Source organism: Longimicrobium sp. (assembly GCF_036399255.1).
Classification (GTDB): Bacteria; Gemmatimonadota; Gemmatimonadetes; order Longimicrobiales; family Longimicrobiaceae; genus Longimicrobium.
The window spans coordinates 21,202-43,166 of the sequence record NZ_DASWNM010000038.1 but is presented as its reverse complement, the minus strand read 5'-3'; the positions used below and the strand labels follow the sequence as shown (position 1 = coordinate 43,166).

Annotated in this window: 16 protein-coding genes; 4 read left to right on the top strand and 12 right to left on the bottom strand. The window is 71.5% G+C overall.

Translation table 11 applies throughout. The annotated features are described in order from the left end of the window. Positions 1–26: 26 nt before the first annotated feature. The 6 genes from VGC13_RS06365 to murQ form a co-directional block, all read right to left on the bottom strand. Entirely contained in the window at positions 27–1,334 is a 1,308-nt protein-coding gene (locus tag VGC13_RS06365) for an AmpG family muropeptide MFS transporter (protein WP_331124386.1), read from the bottom strand. Between the two features lie 493 nt (positions 1,335–1,827). Continuing rightward, complete coding sequence (locus VGC13_RS06360; RefSeq protein ID WP_331124385.1) at positions 1,828–3,285, bottom strand: glycoside hydrolase family 3 protein; 1,458 nt, start codon at positions 3,283–3,285, stop codon at positions 1,828–1,830. Positions 3,286–3,761: 476 nt separating this feature from the next. Beyond that, positions 3,762–4,970: a hypothetical protein gene (locus VGC13_RS06355; RefSeq protein WP_331124384.1), complete on the bottom strand. Its 1,209-nt coding sequence runs from the start codon at positions 4,968–4,970 to the stop codon at positions 3,762–3,764. Between the two features lie 21 nt (positions 4,971–4,991). Then, positions 4,992–6,137, bottom strand: coding sequence for an anhydro-N-acetylmuramic acid kinase (locus tag VGC13_RS06350; protein ID WP_331124383.1), 1,146 nt, complete (start codon positions 6,135–6,137; stop codon positions 4,992–4,994). After that, entirely contained in the window at positions 6,134–6,610 is a 477-nt protein-coding gene (locus VGC13_RS06345) for a hypothetical protein (protein WP_331124382.1), read from the bottom strand. Before VGC13_RS06345 ends, VGC13_RS06350 begins: the two co-directional genes overlap by 4 nt. Further along, positions 6,607–7,521 (bottom strand): N-acetylmuramic acid 6-phosphate etherase, encoded by a 915-nt coding sequence (gene murQ / locus VGC13_RS06340; protein WP_331124381.1) that lies wholly within the window; start codon positions 7,519–7,521, stop codon positions 6,607–6,609. The genes VGC13_RS06345 and murQ overlap by 4 nt, the downstream gene beginning before the upstream one ends. A 470-nt stretch (positions 7,522–7,991) precedes the next feature. Here murQ and ggt point away from each other — a divergent pair, with 470 nt between their 5' ends. The 3 genes from ggt (at position 7,992) to VGC13_RS06325 (ending at position 11,877) form a co-directional block, all read left to right on the top strand. Beyond that, positions 7,992–9,785, top strand: coding sequence for a gamma-glutamyltransferase (gene ggt / locus VGC13_RS06335; RefSeq protein ID WP_331124380.1), 1,794 nt, complete (start codon positions 7,992–7,994; stop codon positions 9,783–9,785). 308 nt (positions 9,786–10,093) lie between these two features. Next, entirely contained in the window at positions 10,094–11,038 is a 945-nt protein-coding gene (hutG, locus tag VGC13_RS06330) for a formimidoylglutamase (protein WP_331124379.1), read from the top strand. Beyond that, entirely contained in the window at positions 11,035–11,877 is an 843-nt protein-coding gene (locus VGC13_RS06325) for an arginase family protein (RefSeq protein ID WP_331124378.1), read from the top strand. Before hutG ends, VGC13_RS06325 begins: the two co-directional genes overlap by 4 nt. Before the next feature lie 236 nt (positions 11,878–12,113). Here the strand turns inward: VGC13_RS06325 and VGC13_RS06320 are convergent, their stop codons facing one another. The 3 genes from VGC13_RS06320 to VGC13_RS06310 form a co-directional block, all read right to left on the bottom strand. Continuing rightward, positions 12,114–12,794, bottom strand: coding sequence for an OmpA family protein (locus tag VGC13_RS06320; RefSeq protein WP_331124377.1), 681 nt, complete (start codon positions 12,792–12,794; stop codon positions 12,114–12,116). A 271-nt stretch (positions 12,795–13,065) separates the two neighbouring features. Continuing rightward, positions 13,066–13,587: a hypothetical protein gene (locus tag VGC13_RS06315; RefSeq protein ID WP_331124376.1), complete on the bottom strand. Its 522-nt coding sequence runs from the start codon at positions 13,585–13,587 to the stop codon at positions 13,066–13,068. 134 nt (positions 13,588–13,721) lie between these two features. Then, the gene (locus VGC13_RS06310) at positions 13,722–15,563 is read right to left on the bottom strand and encodes a hypothetical protein (protein WP_331124375.1); all 1,842 of its coding nucleotides are present in this window, start codon (positions 15,561–15,563) and stop codon (positions 13,722–13,724) included. A gap of 279 nt (positions 15,564–15,842) precedes the next feature. Here VGC13_RS06310 and VGC13_RS06305 point away from each other — a divergent pair, with 279 nt between their 5' ends. Next, on the top strand, positions 15,843–17,543 hold the full coding sequence (locus VGC13_RS06305; protein ID WP_331124374.1) for an ATP-dependent DNA helicase RecQ: 1,701 nt from the start codon (positions 15,843–15,845) through the stop codon (positions 17,541–17,543). Positions 17,544–18,315: 772 nt separating this feature from the next. Here VGC13_RS06305 and VGC13_RS06300 read toward each other — a convergent pair. From VGC13_RS06300 to VGC13_RS06290, 3 genes are read right to left on the bottom strand one after another with little or no spacing between them, the layout of a single operon-like run. Continuing rightward, entirely contained in the window at positions 18,316–19,791 is a 1,476-nt protein-coding gene (locus VGC13_RS06300) for a pyridoxal phosphate-dependent decarboxylase family protein (RefSeq protein WP_331124373.1), read from the bottom strand. Further along, on the bottom strand, positions 19,788–20,291 hold the full coding sequence (locus VGC13_RS06295; protein WP_331124372.1) for a methylated-DNA--[protein]-cysteine S-methyltransferase: 504 nt from the start codon (positions 20,289–20,291) through the stop codon (positions 19,788–19,790). Before VGC13_RS06295 ends, VGC13_RS06300 begins: the two co-directional genes overlap by 4 nt. Beyond that, on the bottom strand, positions 20,288–21,727 hold the full coding sequence (locus tag VGC13_RS06290; RefSeq protein WP_331124371.1) for a DNA-3-methyladenine glycosylase 2: 1,440 nt from the start codon (positions 21,725–21,727) through the stop codon (positions 20,288–20,290). The genes VGC13_RS06295 and VGC13_RS06290 overlap by 4 nt, the downstream gene beginning before the upstream one ends. Positions 21,728–21,965 lie beyond the last annotated feature (238 nt).

Sequence of the window (21,965 nt, the reverse complement as noted above, 5' to 3'; positions counted from 1 at the left end):
CCTCTCTTCTTCACCCCGTCACCCCTTCACCCCTTCACCGCCGACGGCCCCTCGTGCGTCACCTCACCGCTGTGCGGCGCCGCGCCGCGCGGGTTCTCGCGCGTCCACGGGGCAATGATGGGCAGCATCAGCAGCACCGGGATTCCCGCGGCGATGGTGATCAGAAAGAACTGCGGCCATCCCGTCCGCTCGGCGATGCCGCCGGAGGGCGCCACCAGAACGTCGCGGGCAAAGGCCATGAAGCTGCTGAGCAGCGCGTACTGCGTGGCGGAGAACTGCTTGCTGCACAGCGACATCAGAAAGGCCACGAAGCCCGCCGTCACCAGCCCGCCCGCAAAGTTCTCGATGACGATGGCGACCGTGAGCGCGCCGCGGCTGGGCGGCGAGACCGCCAGCCAGTAGTAGGCCAGGTTGCTTCCCATCTGGATGGCCGCCAGCACCCACAGCGACCGGTTGATGCCCAGCCGCGCCACCAGGCCGCCGCCGGCCAGCACGCCCACGATGGTCGCCGCCAGGCCGATGACGCCGCGAATTTCGCCGATGGCCGTCTGGGTGTAGCCCTGGGCCAGCAGAAACGGCACGGTCATGTTCTGCACCATGCGGTCCGACAGGCTGTACAGCACCACGAACAGCAGCAGAAGCCCCGCGATTCCCGGCCCGGCGCGCCGGATGAAGTCCATGAACGGCTCCACCACCGCGTTGGCCAGCGTGGTGGGCGGCCCCTCGCGCAGCACCGGCTCGGGGGCAAAGACCGAGGCCGCGATCCCCACCAGCATCAGCGCCGCCATCACCAGGTACACGGTGGGCCACGACATGCGGTCCGCCAGCATCAGCGCCACGCCGCCGGTCACGATCAGCGCCAGGCGGTACCCCATCACCTTGAGCGACGCGCCCGCGCCCATCTCGCGCTCTTCCAGCACGTCGATACTGTACGCGTCCACCACCACGTCCTGCGCCGCGCTGAAGAAGGCGATCAGCAGGGCGTTGATGGCCAGCAGCTGCAGCCCGCGCCGCGGGTCGTGCATCGACATGGCCGCGATGCAGATGAACAGCGCCACCTGGGTGATGACCAGCCAGCCGCGCCTGCGTCCCAGGAACGGCGGGATGTAGCGGTCCATCAGCGGCGCGATGACGAACTTGAAGGAGTAGGGGATGCTGAGCAGGCTCACCATGCCCACGGTGGCCAGGTCCACCTTTTCCACCGTCATCCACGCCTGCAGCGTGCTGCTGGTGAGGAACAGGGGAAGCCCGGACGAGAAGCCCAGGAACAGCAGTGCCGCCATCTTCGGCTGGCCGAAGACGCGCAGGATGGATCGGGACTGGTGCTCGTTCAAGGGATTCCTCGCGGGGTCGCGTCGTGGGTCGTGGAACCCGGAACTGCGCCCGCCGGTGCGCAAGTTGGACGCCAACTGCAGGGAATAGGGAATAGGGAATAGGGAATAGGGAATAGGGGACAGGTTACAGGGGACAGCCAGCAACGGCCCCGCCCGACACACGAAGAGGCGCCCATCTGGACGCCTCCTCGATCCTCTCCACGCGCACGCCGTGACTTCCTGAGGGAGCGCCCACGCGGAACCAGAAGCCGCACAACCGTTTGCGCGCGACCGAAGGATCTCGTTCGCCCCACGACGGGCTGAGATCCGGGTGCAGAAGACACCCCCCGGTTCTGCCGGCGAGATCCTTCAGTCGGCGCCCCGGCTCCGGCGCTAGGGCCCGGTTCATCGCGGCGCCTCCTTCAGGAAGTCAGCCGGCAGCACGCCACACACCCAGCCGAGCCACCATCCCACTGTAACCTGTCCCCTGTCCCCTGTCCCCTATTCCCTGCCCCTATCTGTCCAGACCGCCGCCCAGCCCCACCATCCCGCCCGTCTGCCCCGTAAGCCACGCCACCGCGGCCTCCTGCATGATCCCCTCGCCGCCCCACGCGGCCAGCAGGTTGCCGGCGGTGGGGATGTCGCTCGCCAGGCGCGGATGGCTGAAGAGCACCACGGTCGCCTCCGGATGCGCGGCCGTGAGCTCGCGCACCCGCGCGCGCGCGGCGGCGCTGATGCCGGGGCGGCCCTTCCACGCGCGGATGTCGGAGTACAGCACCACCAGCGGCGCGCCGTCGTCCGCGACCTCCACGCCGGCGGCCTGGAGCGCGGCGGGAAAGGCGTGGCGGGGATACGGGGGCCAGGGCCCGCCGCCGTCGTCCTCGATCTCCTCGATGCGCACCCGCCCCGCCGGCAGACGCGGCTCGCCCCGGCAGACGCGCAGGGTGCGCACGGCGGTTTCCAGCGCCCAGCGGCGGTCGTCGTCCGCGCCCCATCCGCCCCCCGCCGGCCCCGCCACCCGCTCCGCCGCCTCCGCGATCCGCCGCAGCGCGTCCTCCACCCGCTCGCGCGGCAGGCGGCCGTCCCCCACCGCCGCCCGCACCTCGGCGATCACCGCCTCGTTGTCCTGCGGATACAGGAGCGCGTCGCAGCCCGCCGCCAGCGCCTCCACCGACGCCGTGGCCTCGCTGCCGCCTTCCGTCATCCCCTCCATGATGATGGCGTCCGTCACCACCAGCCCGCCGTACCCCAGCTCGCCGCGCAGCAGCCCGCCGATGATGGGCGGCGACAGCGTGGCCGGCCGCCCCTCCGGGTCCAGCGCGGGGTAGGCCACGTGTGCCGTCATCAGCGAGTCCACGCCGGCCCCGATCGCCGCGCGGAACGGCGCCAGGTCCTGCTCCAGCTGCTCGCGCGACACGCGGACCGTGGGCCGCTCGATGTGCGAGTCGCCCACGGTGCGGCCGTGCCCGGGAAAGTGCTTGGCGCAGCTCAGCGCGCCGCCGCGGGTGCATCCGCGCACCCACGCCGCCACCTGCCGCGCCACCCCGTCCGGCGCCGACCCGAACGCCCGCACGCCGATGATGGGGTTTTCCGGCTCCAGGTCCACGTCCGCGACGGGCGCGTAGATCCAGTTCACGCCCAGCGCGCGCGCCTCGCGGGCCGTCAGCTCGCCCGCGCGCTCCGCCAGCGCCTCGTCGTCCAGCGAGCCCAGGGCGGCGGCGGGGGGAAGGGGCGTGGCGCCGCGGAACTGCTGTCCCGCCCCGCGCTCCAGGTCGCTGGCGATGAGCAGCGGATGCGGCGCGCGGCGGTGCAGCTCGTCGGTGAGCGCGCGCACCGCCCGCGCCTCCCCGCCAAACAGGATGAACCCGCCCACCCCCAGCTCCAGCCCCCGCTCGATGCTTTCCCGGAATCCCTCGAAGCCGTTCTCCGCGTCCCAGCGGATCACGGGCAGCAGCAGCCGCGCTACGTTCAAACCGTCGCTCCGGTTGGAGATGTGTGTCTGTGCCTGATGACTACGAGCCGGGGGCGATACGAAGGGCGTCGTGCCGTACCGCGGGCGCCCCCTCCGGGCTCGCATTACTCGCCCACCTCCCCCAAAACTGCTGGGGGAGGTTGGGTTGCCGACAGACCGGGACGCAACGACAAGCATCGCACTGCGTCGGCGGGGTGCCCCTCCCCCGGCCCCTCCCCGTTCGTTCCTCACGGAGAGGGGAGAATTCGATCGCGCTCCGGCAGGCCGCCACGTGGCAGGCACTCGCCTTCCCTGAACGCCCGCCAGTCCGCGAAGGCGGCCTTCGTGTGGTTGTTGCAGCGAATTCATTCGCCCCGCAGTCGGCCGCTCACAACATCCTCCCCCACCCATCCGCCCCCTCTACGCAACCCGCCGGCCCGCGCCAGGGCGCTGGACCGGCGGTCCGCAACTGCAGGCTGTCCCCTATTCCCTATTCCCTATTCCCTATTCCCTGGCGGCATCTCGTACGGGCCCGGCAGCACGAACGTCTCCACGCCGGGCGCGCGCAGCACGAAGCCGCGGTCGGGCGTATCGCCCACCACCATCCACCGCACCGGCGACGCCCCCGAGTGCACCGTGGGCCGCACCCGCGCCTCCAGCTGGCCGATCACCTCGGGCGCGCCCCCCAGCAGCGACACGCGCATCACGTGGTAGCTCACCGTGGCGTCGTCGCCCACCGGCTTTACCGCGTCCGGGATGGGGCGCACGTAGACGATGTTGTTGGTGAACGGGATGACCCGCGGCGCCACGCCGGGGCCCACCGTGCGCGTTTCTCCGCTGCGCAGCTCGCGAATGCGGATCTCGCGCCCCGCCTCGAACGCCACCACCGAGCGCTCCACGTCGAAGAACGCCGGCACCACGTCGTCCACCACCTCCACGTCCTGCGCCAGCGGCACCAGCGACGTGTTTCCCGGCAGCTCCACCCACAGCGCCCCCACCTCGACCCCGCCCAGCGAGTCGCGCCACGCGGGGTGAAACACGATCTGCGGCGCGCCCTCGCGCCCCGAGGTGCGCAGGTCGCCGCGCGCGTCGCGCACCAGCCGCGCCCCGCGGGCCTCCATCAATTCCAGCAGCTGCCGGGCGATGGTGCGCACCTGGGCGTCGTCTTCGCGGGCCAGCAGCGCGCGGATCAGCGGCGCGTCCTCCACCTCCAGCCGCCCCAGCACCGTCAGCCGCACCAGCGACGACGGATCGCCCACCGCCGCGCGCAGGGCGTTGCGCGCCGCCGCCGAGTCCGGCGCAAAGCGCTGCAGCCCCCGCACCGCCGCCGCGCGCACCACGTCGCTGCCGCTGGCCGCCAGCGTGCGCCGCAGCAGGTGCATGGACCCCGGCGCGCGGCGGTCCGCCAGCAGGACGGCGCTGTTGGCGCGCACGTTCTCGTCCAGCGACTGGTCCTCCACCAGCCCGATGAGCACCGCGTCCAGCTCCGGCCCCATTGCCTCCAGCCGCCCCCGCTCGCGGTAGTACGCCGGCGACTGCTCCTCCGCGTCCAGAATGCGTACCACCTGGTTCACGAACAGGCGGTTGCCGTAGCGCGGCGGCGCCGAGGGCTGCAGCAGCGCGCATCCGCCCAGCGCCGCCAGGCCCGCCAGCGCCAGTGCGCCGCGGGCCGTGCGAAGAAGGGGGGGGATGCGGATCGGCCTCATCGCTCGTCTGCGAAGGATGAATCAGGCGCCGGGCGTAAGCGAGCCCAGCACGCGCGGCCCCGCGGCGCCGGTGGCGCTGGGCAGGTTGGCGGGAATTCCCCGCAGGTGCGCCCAGGCCAGCACCGCGAACGCCACGGCCTCCTTGGCGTCGGGGTCCACGCCCAGCGCGGCCCCGTCCACCACCGGCAGCGGGTGCAGCAGCGCCCGGATGCGCCCCGCCAGCACCGGGTTGCGCGCGCCCCCGCCCGTCAGCACCACCTCGTCCACGCCGCGCGGCACCACCCAGCGCGCGTAGGCGTCGGCCACCGTGCGCGCCGTCAGCTCCGTCAGCGTGGCGATCAGGTCCATCCAGTCCCCGTCGCCCTCGGGATGGACCGCCGCCACCAGCCGCTCCACGAACGGCCGGCCAAACTCCTCGCGCCCGGTGGACTTGGGCGGCTCCGCGGCAAAGTACGGGTGGCGAAGCAGATCGGCGAGCAGCGCCTCGTCCACCGTCCCCCGCGCCGCCAGCCGCCCATCCTTGTCGTACCGGTGCCGCCCCTCCGTGGCGATCTCCACCGCCGCGTCGATCAGCGAGTTGGCGGGCCCGGTGTCGAACGCCCACACCGGCTCGGCGCTTCCCCGCGGCGGCACGCGTGTCACGTTGCCGATGCCGCCCAGGTTCTGCAGCGCGCGGGCGCGGTCCGGCACGCTGAACAGCAGCTGGTCCGTCCAGGGCACCAGCGGCGCCCCCTGCCCCCCCGCCGCCACGTCGCGCGTGCGGAAGTCCGATACGACCGGCCGCCCCGTCCGCTCCGCGATGGTCGCCGCGTCCCCCAGCTGCAGCGTCGCCCCGCGCTTTCCCTCCGCCGGCGGCCGGTGCCACACCGTCTGCCCGTGCGAGCCCACCGCGTCCACCGTCGCCACGTCGACCTCCGCCTCGGCGCAGACGGCCAGCGCCGCCTCCGCCAGCCACTCGCCCAGGTCGCCGTGCAGCCCGCAGAGCGCCTCCGCCGTCCCCGCCACGATGGCGTCGTGGATCGCCGTCCGCCGCTCCTCGGCGTAGGGAAGCGTGAGGGCGTGGACGACGGTGATCCGCACGTCCTCCGTCCCGCTTCCCTCCACGTCCACCAGCGCCGCGTCCACGCCGTCCAGCGAGGTGCCGGACATCAGTCCCACGATCCTCACGCGCCCGCCCCCTGTCGCGCGGCGCCGCGGACGGCGGCCAGCAGCGCGCCGTCGGTCCGCGCGGCGGCCTGGAACAGCTGGTAGGCCGTGGCGCCGTCGTACGGGCCGCCGCGCACCTGCCAGTCCCACACGTTCAACCCGCGGCGCTGCACCATCAGAAAGCTGCGGTAGCGCAGCCGCCCGTACTCGGCCACCAGCGACGGCGCATCCCCCGCGACGACCTCCGCCCCGACGCCGAGGTCCGCCGGCAGCTCGCGCCCGTCCACCATGGCCTCCAGCATCCGCTGCAGCGCCATCTCGCCGCGTACGCCCGTCCCCAGCGCCTGGACCACGCCGGGATGGTCCGCGGGGGCGTCCTCGACCGCGACGCGCAGGGCGCGGGCGGCGATCTCCACGCGCACCAGCAGGTCCTCCCACTCCACTTCGCTGGGCGGGCGCGCGGGAAGGGTGCGCGGATCGGCGGAGAAGGTCATCCCGCCGCGATCTTTACCAGGTCGCCCAGGCGGCCGCCGGCGCGGGCCAATTCTTCGGCGGCGTGCTCGCGGTCCGCGCCCGTCCAGTGCATCACCATCGCCGTCTTTACGCTGCCGCCGCTGCGGGCGAGGAGGGCGCGGGCGTCGTCGCGCTCCAGGTCCAGCGTTTCCATCAGGATGCGCTCGCTGCGGTCGCGCAGCTTCTGGTTGGTGGCGCGCAGGTCCACCATCAGGTTGCCGAACACCTTGCCGGTGCGGATCATGGCGCCCGTGCTGATCATGTTGAGCACCAGCTTGGTGGCCGTCCCCGCCTTCATCCGCGTGGACCCCGTGACCACTTCCGGCCCGACGAGGGGGGCGATGACGACGTCGTACACGTCCAGCATCCACTGCTCCGGCTCGGTGCACAGCAGGAAGCCGGCTTTGGCGCCGCGCTGCTTGGCCCGGGTGAGCGCCCCGTGCACGTACGGCGTGCTTCCCGAAGCGGCGATGCCGAAGACGAAGTCGTTGGGCCCCACCCCCTTCTCGTCCATCACCGCGCCGCCCGCCTCGCGGCTGTCCTCGGCCCCCTCCGCCGCCTTCAGCAGCGCGTCGTATCCCCCGGCGATGACCCCCTGGAACATCTCGGGGTCGGTGCCGTAGGTGGGCGGCATCTCCGAGGCGTCCAGCACCCCCAGCCGGCCGGACGTTCCCGCGCCCACGTAGATCAGCCGCCCGCCGGCGCGGAAGGTGTCCTCCGCCATCTCGATCGCCCGGGCGATGCAGTCCAGCTGCGTGGCCACCGCGGGGGCGATGCGCTGGTCTTCGCGGTTGATGATCCGGGCGATCTCCAGCGCCGAGAGCTGGTCGATCCCGGCGGTGTCCGGGTTGCGCTGCTCGGTGAGCCGGGGGTCCAGCGGCGGCTTGGTCATCCGGTCAGATCGGGGGATAAAGAACCGCACGGGCGAGCCCCGCAACGTGCGCGGTCCCGCAAGGGAACGCAAGAGTCCGCACGCTTCGGGCCCGTTCGCCGCCAGTCGCCGGAGTGGACGCCCCGCCGGCACCGCCCGTGCGATCCGATCAGCCCCCCCGCCGCCCGCTCCAGGAGCGAGTGAATCCGACGCTGGAAACCGCCAGTTCCGCCTGCGGGAGCGAATGAATTCGCCGCTGGAACCACGCAAAGTCCGCCTTCGCGGACTCGGCGGCCCGCGATCTACGGCGTCCGAAGCACCTGCGCGTCCGCAACCGGAGGAATCACGGCCGGCTCCCTCATTGGCATCAATCCCGCTGTCCCCTGTAACCTGTCCCCTAATTTCCCTATTCCCTGTTCCCTATTCCCTGTACTTTCATCTTACGGCGTCCACTCCGCCACGACCAGAGTCCTGCTACACGGCTGATACCGATGATCCGCTCGCGCGCGCTTCCGCTGCTGCTGGCCCCCGTCCTCCTGGCGCTTTCCGCGTGCGGCCCCGGCGGCCCGTCGCGCGCCGACGCCGCCCAGGCCGACACCGTGACCTTTGCCCCCGGCTGGGACTTTCCGCGGGGCTCCACATCCCCCGTAAACGCCCAGCGCGGGATGGTCGTGACGACCGACCGCGTGGCGTCGGAGGTGGGCGCCGAGATCCTGCACCGCGGCGGCAACGCCGTGGACGCCGCGGTGGCCACCCACTTTGCGCTGGCGGTGGTGAACCCCGAGGCCGGCAACATCGGCGGCGGCGGGTTCATGGTGGTGCGGATGGCGGACGGCACCACCGCGTCGCTGGACTTTCGCGAAGCGGCGCCCATGGCGGCCACGGCGGACATGTTCCTGGACGCCGCGGGGAACGTGACCGAAAAGTCGCTCATCGGCCACCTGGCCTCCGGCGTTCCCGGCTCGGTGGCGGGGATGTGGGAGGCGCACCGCCGCTTCGGCTCGCTTCCGTGGGCCGAGCTGGTGCAGCCGGCCGTGTCGCTGGCGGAGGGGATCATGGTGCACGAGCGGCTGGCCAACTCGCTGCGAAGCAACGCGGACAAGATCGGCCGCTTTCACGCCACCGCCCGCGTCTTCATGCCCAACAACCGCGTCCTGCGCGTGGGCGACCGGCTGGTGCAGGCGGACCTGGCCCAGACCTTCCGGCGCATCGCCGCGGAGGGCGCGGACGGCTTCTACCGCGGCCGCACGGCGGAGCTGGTGGAGGCCGAGATGCGGCGCGGCAACGGGCTCATCACCCGCGACGACATGGCCCGCTACCGCGCCGTGTGGCGCGACCCGCTGCGCTTCGACTACCGCGGCCACGAGGTCATCTCCATGCCCCCGCCCAGCAGCGGCGGGGTGACGATGGCCGAGATGCTGAACATCCTGGAAGGGTACGACCTGCGCGCGATGGGCTACCTGTCGCCCGAGCACGTGCACGTGTTCGCCGAGGCCGCGCGCCGCGCCTACGCCGACCGCAACGCCTACCTGGCCGACCCCGACTTCGTCCCGCAGCCCACCGCGCGGATGATGTCGGACGCGTACGCCGCCGAGCGCCGCGCCACCATCGCCCGCGACCGCGCCACGCCCAGCGCGCAGGTGGCGCCGGGCCTGGGCGCCCCGCCGCGCGAGGGAACACACACCACGCACTACTCCATCGTGGACGAGCGCGGCAACGCCGTGGCGGTGACGACGACCATCAACTCGCTGTACGGCAGCCTGGTGACGGTGGAGGGCGCCGGATTCCTGCTGAACAACGAGATGGACGACTTTACCGCCAAGCCGGGGGTGCCCAACCAGTTCGGCCTGGTGCAGGGCGCGGCGAACGCCGTGGCGCCCGGCAAGCGGATGCTCTCGGCGATGACGCCCACCATCGTGCTGGACCCCAGCGGCAAGGTGCTGTTCGTGACGGGCACACCGGGCGGCGCCACCATCATCACCTCCATCGCGCAGGCCATCAGCAACGTGGTGGACTTCCGGATGGACGTGGCCACCGCCACCTCGGCCCCGCGCCTGCACCACCAGCACCTCCCCGACACCCTGCGCTACGAGCGCGCCGGCCTGTCCCCCGCCACCGCGGCCCGCCTGCGCGCCATGGGCCACGCGCTGGCGCAGCGCGAGGGCTTTCAGGGCGACGTGCAGTCCATCATGGTGCTGCCCAACGGCGTGCAGTCCGCCGTGGCCGACCCCCGCCGCGGCGGGGCCGCCGTCGGCGTGGGCGAAGTCCGGCGCGTGGTGCAGTAGCGGATAAACGGACGGCCTGGACAGGATAAAACGCGAAAGTACACACATCCGCGCGCGCCGGCGGGGGCCCTCGCCCGCTCGCCCGGACTTGCTCCTGAGACAACCCAGGGTTGCTCCGGAGATGGTCCACGTTGCTCCGGGGATGATCCAGGGCTGCCTCCGGAGACGACCCAGGTTGCTCCGGAGACAACCCAGCTGCCTCCGGAGACGACCCAGGTTGTTCCGGAGACAACCCAGCGTTGCTCCGGAGATGGCCAGGTTGCTCCGGAGATGAGCCTCATTCCACCCACATTCACATCCGCCGCTTCGTGAGCGACTCAACCGCTGATCCCCTGGCCGGCCTGCGCGCGCAGCCGGACGCGCGCGACCCCCGCGCGCCCACGCTGCTGCAGCCGTGGACGGAGGGCGAGCCGCTGGACGGCCGCACGGTGGTGCTGGGCTTTCCGTACGACGGCGGCATTCCGTCGCGCCCGGGCGCCCGCTTTGGGCCGCGCGCCATCCGCGAGGCGCTGGCCTCGTTCGGCACCTACGACGGCGAGCGGCACGTGCCCCCCGCGCTGGACCTGGGCGACGTGGCGCTGCCGGGGATGAACGGCGCCGACGCGCACGCCCGCATCGAGGCGGCCGCGCGCCAGGTGTTCGCCGCCGGCGCGCGCCCCGTCTTCCTGGGCGGCGACCACGGGATCACCGGCTCCATCATCCGCGGCCTGGCCGCCGCGCGGCCGGAGATCGGCCTGGCCGTCGTCAACGTCGACGCGCACCTGGACGTCCGCGAGTACGACGACGAGGCGCACCTTTCCAGCGGCACCCCGTTCCGCCGCGCCATGGAGACGCCCATCGTCGACGGCGCGCACGTGGCGATGATCGGCATCCGCCGCTTCGCCAACTCGCAGTACTACCTGGACTTCGCCACCAGCGCAGGCGTGCGGCTGTCCCCGGTGGAGGACGTAGAGAAGCACGGCGCGGTGACAGTTACCAAGGCCGCCCTCTACCGTGCTACGGCGGGCGCGGATGCGCTGTACCTGAGCATCGACATGGATGCGGCCGACGCGGCGTTCGCCCCCGGCGTCAGCGCGCCCGGCACCGGCGGACTTTCCGCGCGGGAGATGATCGACGTGGTCCGCACCGCCGCCGCCGATCCGCGCCTGGTGGCCGCCGACATCATGGAAACCTCGCCCCCGTACGATCCCGACGGCCGCACGGCCCGCCTGGCCGCGCGGCTGCTGCTGGAGATCCTGGCCGCCCGCCCGTGAGCCGCGACGTCCGCCTGATCGCCGTCCCCTACGACAGCGGCATCCGCGGCTGGCGGATGGGTGCCGGTCCGGCGCACCTGCTGGAGGGCGGCCTGGAAGCGGCCCTGCGCGCCCGCGGCCACACCGTCGGCACGCGCTGGATCGAGGCCCCCGCCGATCCGCCGCCCGCGGAGATCCGCACCACCTTTCAGCTCGCCGCCAGCGTGGCGGACGCGGTGCGGGAGGCACGTTCCGCCAGTGCCTTTCCCGTGGTCCTGGCCGGCAACTGCGCCACCGCCATGGGGACGCTGGCCGGACTGGCGGATGCCGAGCCCGCCGTCGTCTGGCTGGACGCGCACGCCGACTTCAACACGCCGGACACCACGCGCAGCGGCTTTCTGGACGGGATGGCGCTCGCCATCGCCACCGGCCGCTGCTGGGGGCAGATGGCGGCCACCCTCCCCGGCTTTCGCCCCGTCCCCGACCACAACGTCTGCCTGATCGGCGCTCGCGACCTGGATCCCGCAGAATCGGAGTATCTGTATCACTCCCGCACGCCCGTCCTCTCGGTCGTCGACTATCCCGAGTGGCTTCCCGCCGCGCTGGAAGGCTTGCAGACCCGCACGGACGCCGTGTATCTGCACATTGACCTCGACGTTCTGGATCCCCCGGAAGGCCGCGCAAACGCGTTCGCGGCCGATGGTGGACTGCTGCTGAGCGACGTGCTGAACGTGATCCAAACCATCCGCCAGACACTGCCCATCGCCGCCGTCGCCCTCACCGCCTACGATCCGTCGTGCGACGAAGAGGGCCGCATCCGCACCGCCGCGTTCACGATCCTGGGCGAAGTGCTGGGCTAGCCTCCAATCTGTCATTCCGAAGGAGCGCCCACCCCACCCCGTCCGTTGCGAAAAACCCTGCGCGCGACTGAGGAATCTACTCTCGGCCTCCTCGTAACCCATCGCGCGCCACGATCCGGCCCCATCCTCTTTCTGCGCCTCCGCGTCTCTGCGTGAGGCCTTTCCTTCCCCCAAATACGAAGACCGCCCCGGCACCATGAAGGTGCCGGGGCGGCCGTCCGCGAAAGAGCGCCGGTTTACTGGCGGTTCTCGCGCAGGATCTGCTCGCGGTACTCTTCGCTCGCGAAGATGGCGACCTCTACGCGGCGGTTCTGCGCGCGGCCCGCGTCGCTGCTGTTGTCGGCGACCGGCTCCGACTCGCCGCGGCCTTCCACGCGAATGCGGGCGCCGTTGATGCCCTGGCCCACCAGGAACTGGCGCGCCGACGCCGCGCGGCGCTGCGAAAGCCCCATGTTGTACTCATCCGTGCCCTGGCTGTCCGTGTGGCCCACGATCAGCACCTCGGTCTCCGGATAGTCGCGCAGGCTGTTGGCCAGCTGGCGCAGGTTCTCACGGCCGGCGGGGAGCACCTGGTCGCTGTCGAAGGGGAACAGCACGCCGCTCTCGAAGGTCACCGCGATGCCTTCGCCCACCCGCTCCACCTCGGCGGCGGGAAGCGTGGACTCCAGCTGCTCCGCCTGGCGGTCCATCCGCCGCCCGATCACCGCGCCGGCCGCGCCGCCCAGCACCGCGCCGATGATGGCGCCGCGGGCCGTGTTGCCCGTCTGCCGCCCGATGATGGCGCCGATGGCGCCGCCCGCCCCGGCGCCGCCCGCGGCACCGCGCTCCGTGTTGTTCATCGACGCGCACCCGGTCATGCCGGTGCTTACGGTGAGCGCGGCCAGCGCCACCGTGAACTTGCGAGATACAGCGTTCATAACGTTTAGCTCCGTCTTGGGGACCTAGCCTGCCACATCAGCCGAGTTGGCTACTTCGGCGCCGGTCCTCTGCAAGGCCGGTGCCCCGAAGGCCCTTCCGCTGGTTCCGCGGCCCAATACTGCCGTCCCGGCGCCAGAACGCAAGCAATCTCCACGGTTCATCCGCACTCCGGGCGACCCCGCGGCCGGCGTGCCAGGACCGGCACCCTGTCCTCAAATCCATACAGGACATCAACTTGACCCGGTGACATGCAGGGAGAGGCAGCTCGCGTCACGACGGCGGCATGGGAAGATGTGCGTGGCGGGCGCTCCATGTGACGACGAGCGAGTCGCCGACGGTCAGCGCGCCGCCGGGGCGAACGGGGAAGCGCACCTCGCCAGAGCAGCCCATGCACGGCGGCCGGGGAATGCGTGGATCGTAGCGGATGACCGCGACCTGCACCTCGTAGAACCAGTCGCGCTCCGCCCGCGGGATCTGCACGCTCCCCGTGGCCAGCGGAGAACGCGCGTCATCCAGCAGCCGCACCTCCACCTCCACCGGCTCCCCCTCCGCCAGCGGCACCCACGGCGAGTGCGGGGCAACTTCCCCGCTGTCCTGCCCGAACGCGTCCGTGCGCGCCGTTCCCCCCCGGCCCGCCTCATCGTACGCGAACTCCGCCCCGTATCCCGGCGCCAGGTACGAGACGAACCGCAGCGCGGGTGTATCGGCCGTGCCCGCGCGCACGCCGGCCGCCGCGCAGCCGGCCGTCAGGAGGGCCAGCACGGCCGCCGCGTACCGAAAAGCGTACTTCACTGGAGCCATCTCCATCCTCTGTAAAAGGGCCCGCGCATCCGGAATGATGCGCGGGACCCGTGATCATGCGCGGACCATGCCCGCCGCCCGCGGTCCTCCGGCGCCCACTGGGGCGCCGGATGGAGCGTGCCGGCTTACAGCGTGGTGCGGTTGTACAGGTTCTTCAGCCACAGCTTGCGGACCTGCGCCGCGTCCCACGTCACCGTGCTGGTGGCGCGCTGCGCGGTGGGATCCGGCGTGCGCGACGGGAAGTACGTCGTGGAGCCGGTGATCGCCGGGTGCACGGCCTTCTCCAGGCAGTGAATGATGTGGTCGATGCCGCTGGCCCGCTTCCACACGCCGCTCTCGGTGACCTCGCAGGTCCGCATCATGTCGGCCACCAGGCGGCCGGGGTACGCCACCGCATCGTGCAGCTCGTCCAGCTGCCCGCCGGCGGTGCCCGCCCCGAAGCGGTTGCTGTCGGTGATGTCGTACAGGAACGAGCCCACGGCGCCCTCCACCACCGACCCGTCGGCGGGGCGCCCGGCCACGTGCAGGTAGTACCAGCTGATCTCGAAGCCGTACTCGTACCCCGTGGCGTCGCCGCGCGTGGCGACGGCGAAGTAGTCGGCGAAGCCCTCGGGATAGGCGCACTGCAGCTTGGTGGCGGTGCTGATGGGATGGTTGGCGGGGCAGCTGGCCGCCCGCCAGAACTGCTCGATGTATCCGCCCAGCGCCTTTTCGTGGTATGCGTGCCCGTACTCGTGCGCCTGCGTCCACACGCCGTTGCTGCCGTACACCTGCTGCCCGTAGGTGCTGCCGGTGTAGGTGTTGATGCGGATGAAGTCGTTGCCCGGGGTGCAGCCCAGGTAGGCGGTGGTGGGGCAGTACGAGCTGTACGGCTGCGCCGACTCGTTCACCAGCAGCACGTTGGCCTGCGGGCGCGCGTACCCGAAGAAGCTGGCCGCGTTGGTGGCGACGATGTTCATCTGGTTGAAGACGTGCGACACGTTGGGCGTGGCGTCGGGCCACTCCGGATATCCGCAGCTGCTGGAGGCGTAGTACGTGGCCGACGAGATGAGCGCGCCCGTCCGCAGGGTGCTGGAGGAGTTGGTCACGGTGACCCGCGGGTTGCGCGCCCACACCGACACGTTGAAGCGGTACCCGGTGCCGCAGTTGATGAAGATGCTGCCGTTGGCGTTGGTGCGGCCGGTGTAGCTTCCCTGCAGCGCGCCCGCGGAGTTGTACGCGTCCACCTTGTAGTCCGCGTCGGGGACGTTGACGTACATGCTGTCGATGGGGTGGTAGTAGTCGATGACCACTTCGATGGTGCCGGTGGTCTGCTGCATCTGCCCGTCGCGCGGCTGCCGCGACTGCGCGGCGCGGGCGGAGCGGCTGCGCAGCGGCCCCAGCCCCGGGACGGCGTCGTCCGGGAGCAGGGTGGGGTCGAACTCCTCCATCACCCGCCCGCCGGTTTCGCTGATCCACACGTACAGCGCCTTGACCTCGGTGTTCTGCACCGGCTGGCCGCCCACGAACGTGCTGTCGGCGGAGCTTACCGACGCCCAGACGGAATAGTAGCCCGGCCGGGGAAAGGTGACGGATGCCTGGTGCTGCGTGGTGGCGCCGCGGCCCAGCGCCTGGCGCTTCGAGGCCAGGGGGCGCAGGGCCCCGCCGCGCGCGGGCTGGTACCGGTCCCACCCGCCGCGCAGCTCGGCCTGGGCCAGCTCGGGAAGCACCAGGTCGACGGTGGCGTCGCTGGTGGGGAGCAGGGCGCGTACGCTCATGGTAAGCTGCACGGGCTGGCCCGGACGGAATGAACCGGCGGCGCTCAGGTCCACGTTGAAGCGGGCCAGGCTCCCCGAGGTTGGCGGATCGAGGTTGTCTCCTCCCCCTCCCCCTCCTCCCGTGATGTCGTCGGCGTCACAGGCGGAAAGGATGGCGGCGAGCGCCAGCAGGCGCGCGACACGGTGAAGCACGGGCGCAGGCTTGGGCATGCGGTCCTCCGGTACACCAGGTGAAAAACAGATGCTTCTCTGGGGCCGGAGGGGCCTGGCAAAGGGAGTGCCTGTCCATCTTTAAAGGTCGTATAAAGAATGTACAATGTCGGAGTTCATTCCCTTCGCCGCGCCGCACGAACCGCCGCACCGGCCTTTCGCTCGACGGCCGACGGGGACGGGCTCCGGCGGCGCCGGCTTCGCACGAGGTGGCCCGGTGCTTGCCCCTCCGGCGTCCGTTCACCGGAGTGCCTGGTCTACCCGCGCCACGATTTCGATTTGCCAACCGCGACGCCCCAAGCCGACGCGAACGCGAACCTGCTTCCGTTCCTGAAAGAGCACTTCTCGCTGGACGAGTTCCGGGCGGGGCAGGAGGAAACCATCCGCGCGGTGCTGGGCGGCCAGGACGCGCTGGTGGTGCTGCCGACGGGGGCGGGCAAGTCGCTCATCTACCAGCTGCCGGCGCTGCTGCTGCCGGGGCTCACCATCGTCGTGAGCCCGCTCATCGCGCTGATGAAGGACCAGACCGACAAGCTGGACGAGCTGGGCGTGGACGCGTGGACCATCAACTCCGCCCAGTCGGCGCGGGAGCAGCGCGAGGCGGAGGAGGCGGTGGAGGGCGGCGGCGGCAAGATCCTGTACGTGACGCCGGAGCGCTTTCGCGACCGCGAGTTCTTCGAGGTGCTGCTGGACCGCGAGGTGTCGCTGTTCGTCGTCGACGAGGCGCACTGCGTAAGCCAGTGGGGCCACGACTTTCGCCCCGACTACATGATGCTGGGCGGCATCGCCGAGCGGCTGGGGCGGCCGCCGGTGATGGCGCTCACCGCCACGGCCAGCCCCGAGGTGCGCGACGACATCACGCACCAGCTGCGGATGCGCGACCCGTTCACCTGGGTGGGCGAGCTCATCCGCGCCAACCTGTTCCTGGAAGTGCAGCCCACCGTCAACGAATCGGCCAAGGACGCGGCGCTGGAGCAGGTGCTGCGCCGGGCGGAAGGGACGGGGATCGTCTACGTGGCGACGGTCAAGGAGGCGGAGCGCATCCACGACGAGTTCGGCAAGCGGCACTCGCTTGCGCTGTACCACGGAAAGCTGGGATCCAGGGAGCGGCACGAGGCGCAGGACCGCTTCATGGCGGGCCAGGTAAAGGCGGTGGTGGCCACGAACGCGTTCGGGCTGGGGATCGACAAGCCCGACATCCGCTTCATCGTGCACTACCACTTTCCCGGCAGCATGGAGTCGTACTACCAGGAGGCCGGCCGCGCGGGGCGCGACGCGGAGCCTTCGCGGTGCGTCATCCTCTATCGCGAGGAGGACCGCGGCGTACAGGGCTACTTCCTGGGCGGCAAGTACCCCGACCTGGACGAGGCCATCGCCACGGCGCGCATCGTCAACCGCATGCCGCTGGCGGAAAAGCGCCCGCTGGACGAGATCGCCGACATGGCCGAGGTGCCGCGCCGCAAGGCCCGCATCGTGATGACGCTGCTCAAGCGGCACGGGATGATGCGCGAGCATCGCGGCGGCCTGTGGGAGCGGCTGGCGCCGGACGTGGCGGCGGCGGACCTGAGCCGCGAGCTGCAGGACTACGAGACGCGCCGCGCGCAGGACCGGGTAAAGCTGGAGGAGATGATCCGCTACTGCCGCACGGCAAAGTGCCGGACGAAGCTGATCCTGGACTACTTTGGCGAGGTGCGCGCGGACGACTGGACCTGCGGCCACTGCGACAACTGCGTGGCGCCGCGGGTGGAGGGGATGACCGCCGCCGCCGAGGCCCCCGCCATCGCCATGATGGACGGCGGCGCCGCGGCCCGTGCCTCCGCCGCGGAGGACGCCGAGGCGCTGGCCGTGGGCGACGAGGTGACGCACGGCACCTTTGGCGAAGGCCTGGTGCTCGCGATCGCCGGCGACAAGGCCGAGGTGGACTTCGAGGGCCACGGCACGCGGATGATCCGGCTGGATTTTCTGACGCGGGTGGAGTAGGAAAGCAGGGAATAGGGAATAGGGAATAGGGAATAGGGAATAGGGAATAGGGAATAGGGAATAGGGAATAGGGAATAGGGAATAGCGGGAGTCTGTCATTCCGAGGCCCGGCCGCGTGTGCCCCTCCTCTCGCGCCGCCAGTTGCAGGGCCGAGGAATCTGCTTTCGGCGTGCTGGAGGGCAGACGCGGCAGCCCGGGCCAGACCCGCGGCTACGACGGCGCCGGAGAGTGCATCGTGGGGCGTGGCCGCAAGTCGGAAGGCGCGACCGGCACGCCACGAGCAGCCCGAAAATGGATTCCTCAGAGGGTGTTGCTAAACCCCCAAACCTCACAAAGAAGCGATGACTTCCTGAGGGAGCGCACCACGTGTAACTCAATTCCACACAACCGCCTGCGCGCGACCGAAGGACCTGCTCTCCGGCAAGGCGGGGCCGGCTCCATGCCGCGGGACCAGTCCCGCCGTTCTGCTGGCGAGGTCCTTCGGTCGGCGCCAAGGTGCAGTGTACAAGCGAGTTATCGGGCGGCGCCTCCCTCAGGAAGTCAATCACGCTGGGAGGTTTGGCAACACCCTGTCAGTCGGCGCCAAGCTTCTGCGCGAGCGGCCAAGCGCGATGAGGCGCCTCCTTCGGAATGACAGATGTACGCCGAGGTGCACCCGTTCGTCACGCAGTTCGCGCTGGTGCTGTTCGGCAGCCTGTTCGGGGAGGTTTGCGCGCGTCGTACTGGTGCGTGCCAGCCTCTACCCCGCCAGCTCACCCGGTTCATCACGCACTCACCCGATGGTCCCCGCCACCTCGCGCCCGATCCGCTCCACGGCATCCGCCAGCACGTCGTAATCCTCGCGGCGGCTGCGGTGGTTCACGATGGCGGCGCGAATGGCGTAGCGGCCGCGCACCACGGTCCCGGACGGCACCGCGATCCCGTCCTCCTGCAGCCGCAGCAGGATCTCCTGGTTGGTCGCGTCCCGCTCCGCCTCCGGCAGGTCCGCGGGCGCATAGCGAAAGCAGACCACGTTCAGCTGCACCGGCATCAGCAGCTCCAGCGTGGGACTCGCCTCCACCCGCGCGGCCAGGTGCCGGGCCTGGGCCACGTTCTGCTCCACCAGGCGGATGATGGCATCCACGCCGTGCGCCTTGAAGCTCATCCACACCTTGAGCGCCTTGAAGCCGCGCGTCAGGTCGATGCCGCGATCCGCGAACGGCAGCCCGCCGGCGATCACCCCGCGCTCCATCTGCGCCAGGTACGGCGCGGACGCGGCAAAGGCGCCGCGGTGCAGCTCCGCGTCCCGCACCAGCACGCACGCGCACTCGAAGGGCAGGTAGCCCCACTTGTGCAGGTCGAAGGCGAGCGAATCCGCCCGCTCCATCCCCGCCACCCGCGGCCGCAGCGCGTCGGACGTGTACGCCCACGCGCCGAACGCGCCGTCCACGTGGAACCACAGCCCTTCCGCCGCGCAGAAGTCCGCCAGCGCCGCCAAGTCGTCGGACGCGCCGGTGTTCACCGACCCCGCCGTGCCGATCACGCAGACGGGCCGGTGCCCCGCCGCGCGGTCTTCGCGGACGGCGGCGGCGAGCGCGTCCAGGTCCATGCGGTCGAGCGCGTCCACCGGCACCGTGCGCAGGGAACGGCGGCCCATCCCCATCAGCTCCACCGCCTTGCGCGCCCAGCCGTGCGTCTCGGTAGAGGCGTAGACGATGAGCGGGGGCCCGCCGTGCATCCCCTCCTCGCGCACGTCCCACCCGGCGCGCGCGTGGCGGCCGACGGCGAGCCCCAGCACGTTGGCCATCGACCCGCCGGTCACCAGCACGCCGCTCGCGTCCACCGGAAAGCCCATCAGCTCCGCCAGCCAGCGGATCACCTGGTGCTCCACCAGCGCCGGCGCGTGGTTCAGGCCGCCCAGGTGCGGGTTCATCGCCGCGGCCAGCATGTCCGACATCATCCCCAGCGGCGTGCCGGTGCCCTGCACCCACCCCCAGAAGCGCGGGTGCAGGTTGCCGTTGGGATAGGGGAGGATGCGGTGCCGGAACTGCGCGTACGCCGCGTCCTCGCCCTCCCCGGCGCGCGGCAGGGGCTCGCGGAAGCCCTCGCGGACGGCGGGCGGCATGGGCTGCCACGCCGGCTGGTCGCGAAGGGTGCGCAGGTGGTCCAGCGTGTCGTCCACCATGCGGTGCGCCAGCGCGCGGAACGCCTCCCAGTCCGCCGGGTCCAGCGTTTCTTCCGGACCGCCCAGGTCTTCCGGACCGCTCACGCCGCCACCGCGCGCGCAATGCGCCCGTCCCGCACGTCCCGGCCTTCCAGACGCAGCAGCACCCGCTTGGCGTCGAGCCCTCCCGCGTAGCCCGTCAGCGTCCCGTTCGCGCCGATCACCCGGTGGCAGGGGATGACGATGGGGATGGGGTTCGTTGCGTTGGCGCGGCCCACGGCGCGGGCGGCGCCGGGGCGGCCGATGCGCGTTCCCAATCCACCGTAATCCACCACCTCGCCGTGCCCCAGATTCCGCAGCGCATCCCACACGCGGCGCTGGAAGTCGCTGCCGGCGGGGGCCAGGGGAAGGTCGAAGTCCGTCCGCTGGCCGGCGAAGTACTCGCGCAGCTGCGTGGCCGCGGCGCCGCACCGCTCCGCGTCCCACGTGACGTGCGCGGGCGGCGGCTGGTGGGCAAAGAGGATGTGCGTCAGCGCGCCGTCCGCGTTCACCACCAGGGTCAGCGGGCCGATGGGCGAGTCGAGCGTGTGGGCGTACGTGTTCATGCGGGATCTCCCAGGCTGCTCCAGAGGTGATAGGTCCCCAGGGTGCGGAAGGGGGCGAACGGCTCCATCAGGCTGAGCGTCTCCGCAGGCCCGGGGCGATGATCGAGGTTGTGGAAGCGCTGCAGCGCGGCCGTGAGCCCCGCGTCGCCCACGGGGACGCAGTCGGCGAATCCGCAGCCGCGCATCAGGAAGTACTGCACGGACCAGGGGCCCAGCCCGCGCACCTCCAGCATCCGCCGCTCCACCGCCGTCGCCATCTCGCGCTCGCCGTCGATGCGCAGCGCGCCGCCCGCGATCAGCCGCGCCGTGTCGATCAGGTACTCCGCCTTGCGGCGCGAGAAGCGGCGGGCGGTCAGGTCCTCGTACTCCAGCCCCGCGACCGCTTCCGGCGTGGGATGCGCACGCAGCCCGTCCCCCGCCGGCTCACCGGCCAATTCGGCCACCTCTGTGCGTAGCGCGTAGGCGAAGGGCAGGTTCACCTGCTGGCCCACAATGGCCCACAGCAGGCACTCCCACGGCGTCGCCGTCAGCGGAATCCGCATCCCTCGCCGCGGCGCGATCAGCCGCGCCAGCTCCGGCTGCCGCCCCACCTGCCGCTCGAACGCGGACGGATCGCTCGCCAGGTTCAGCATCCGCACGGCGGCCGCATGCGCCTCGCGCATCCCCTCCGCGTCGAGCGGATCCGCCGCATCCACCGTGCAGGCCCCCGCCTCCGCGTCGAACCGCATCCGCAGCACCGCGGGCCGGCCGCCCAGCCGCATCGCCTTCGCCAGCTCACTGCCGCGGACGCGCTCGATGACGCTCGCCGGATCGCGCCCCAGGTAGCCGAGCACCGTGTCTACCCGGAAGCCGTCCGGCAGCGCGATGGTGAACGACGGCGACGTGCCCAGCGCGCGGTACTCGCCGGGCGTCAGGCCTTTGAGCCGGCGAAAGTTGAGGTGAAAGGCGGACAGGCTTTCGAAGCCCGCTGCGTACGCCGCCTCCGTTACCGTGGCGCCGCCGGCCAGCGAGCGGCAGGCGGCGGTCACACGCTCGCGCGCCAGGAACGCGGCGGGCGTCGCGTGAAAGTGGCGGCGGAACAGCGCGTTCAGCTTGGTGGTGCCGATACCGGACGCCGTGACCAGCGCCGCCGCGTCGGCGAACGACGCGGGCGCGCGGTGGACGTCGCCGGCCAGCGTTTCCAGCAGGTGGACGTCGGGGTCGTACTGCTGGTAGAAGTGGTCCGGCCGGCAGCGGCGGCACGGCCGCAGCCCCGCCGAGCGCGCCTCGTCCTCCGAGCCGAAGAAGCGCACGTTCTCAGGCAGCGGCTTGCGCGCCGTGCACGAGGGGAGGCAGTAGATGCCCGTGGTCAGCACGCCGGTGATGAACCGGCCGTTGCTGCCGCGGTCGCGAGCGTAGAACCGCTCGAGCATCGTTTCGCGAGTCATCATGATCATGGCCCCAATCTACGCGCGCGCCACCGGGCGTGTCGTCCTGATCTCTTCGCGGGAATTTGGGATGGCGGATCGCGTGTTGGCGGAGGAGCGCGCCGGCGATTATTCGTTGTTTACTTCGTACACCTGCGTGACTCTGGGGAGCCCTCCCGGAGCATGGGTGACTCGACGAACAGCATCGAACTGCGTCCGCAGGGGTGCCCCTCCCCCGGCCCCTCCCCGTTCGTTCCTCACGGAGAGG

Excerpts from the sequence above, each read along its gene's own strand:
- murQ (WP_331124381.1), bottom strand. The coding sequence starts at position 7,521 with ATGACCAAGCCGCCGCTGGACCCCCGGCTCACCGAGCAGCGCAACCCG.
- ggt (WP_331124380.1), top strand. The coding sequence starts at position 7,992 with ATGATCCGCTCGCGCGCGCTTCCGCTGCTGCTGGCCCCCGTCCTCCTG.
- VGC13_RS06290 (WP_331124371.1), bottom strand. The coding sequence starts at position 21,727 with ATGATCATGATGACTCGCGAAACGATGCTCGAGCGGTTCTACGCTCGC.
- VGC13_RS06295 (WP_331124372.1), bottom strand. The coding sequence starts at position 20,291 with ATGAACACGTACGCCCACACGCTCGACTCGCCCATCGGCCCGCTGACC.
- VGC13_RS06345 (WP_331124382.1), bottom strand. The coding sequence starts at position 6,610 with ATGACCTTCTCCGCCGATCCGCGCACCCTTCCCGCGCGCCCGCCCAGC.
- VGC13_RS06310 (WP_331124375.1), bottom strand. The coding sequence starts at position 15,563 with ATGCCCAAGCCTGCGCCCGTGCTTCACCGTGTCGCGCGCCTGCTGGCG.
- VGC13_RS06355 (WP_331124384.1), bottom strand. The coding sequence starts at position 4,970 with ATGAGGCCGATCCGCATCCCCCCCCTTCTTCGCACGGCCCGCGGCGCA.
- VGC13_RS06320 (WP_331124377.1), bottom strand. The coding sequence starts at position 12,794 with ATGAACGCTGTATCTCGCAAGTTCACGGTGGCGCTGGCCGCGCTCACC.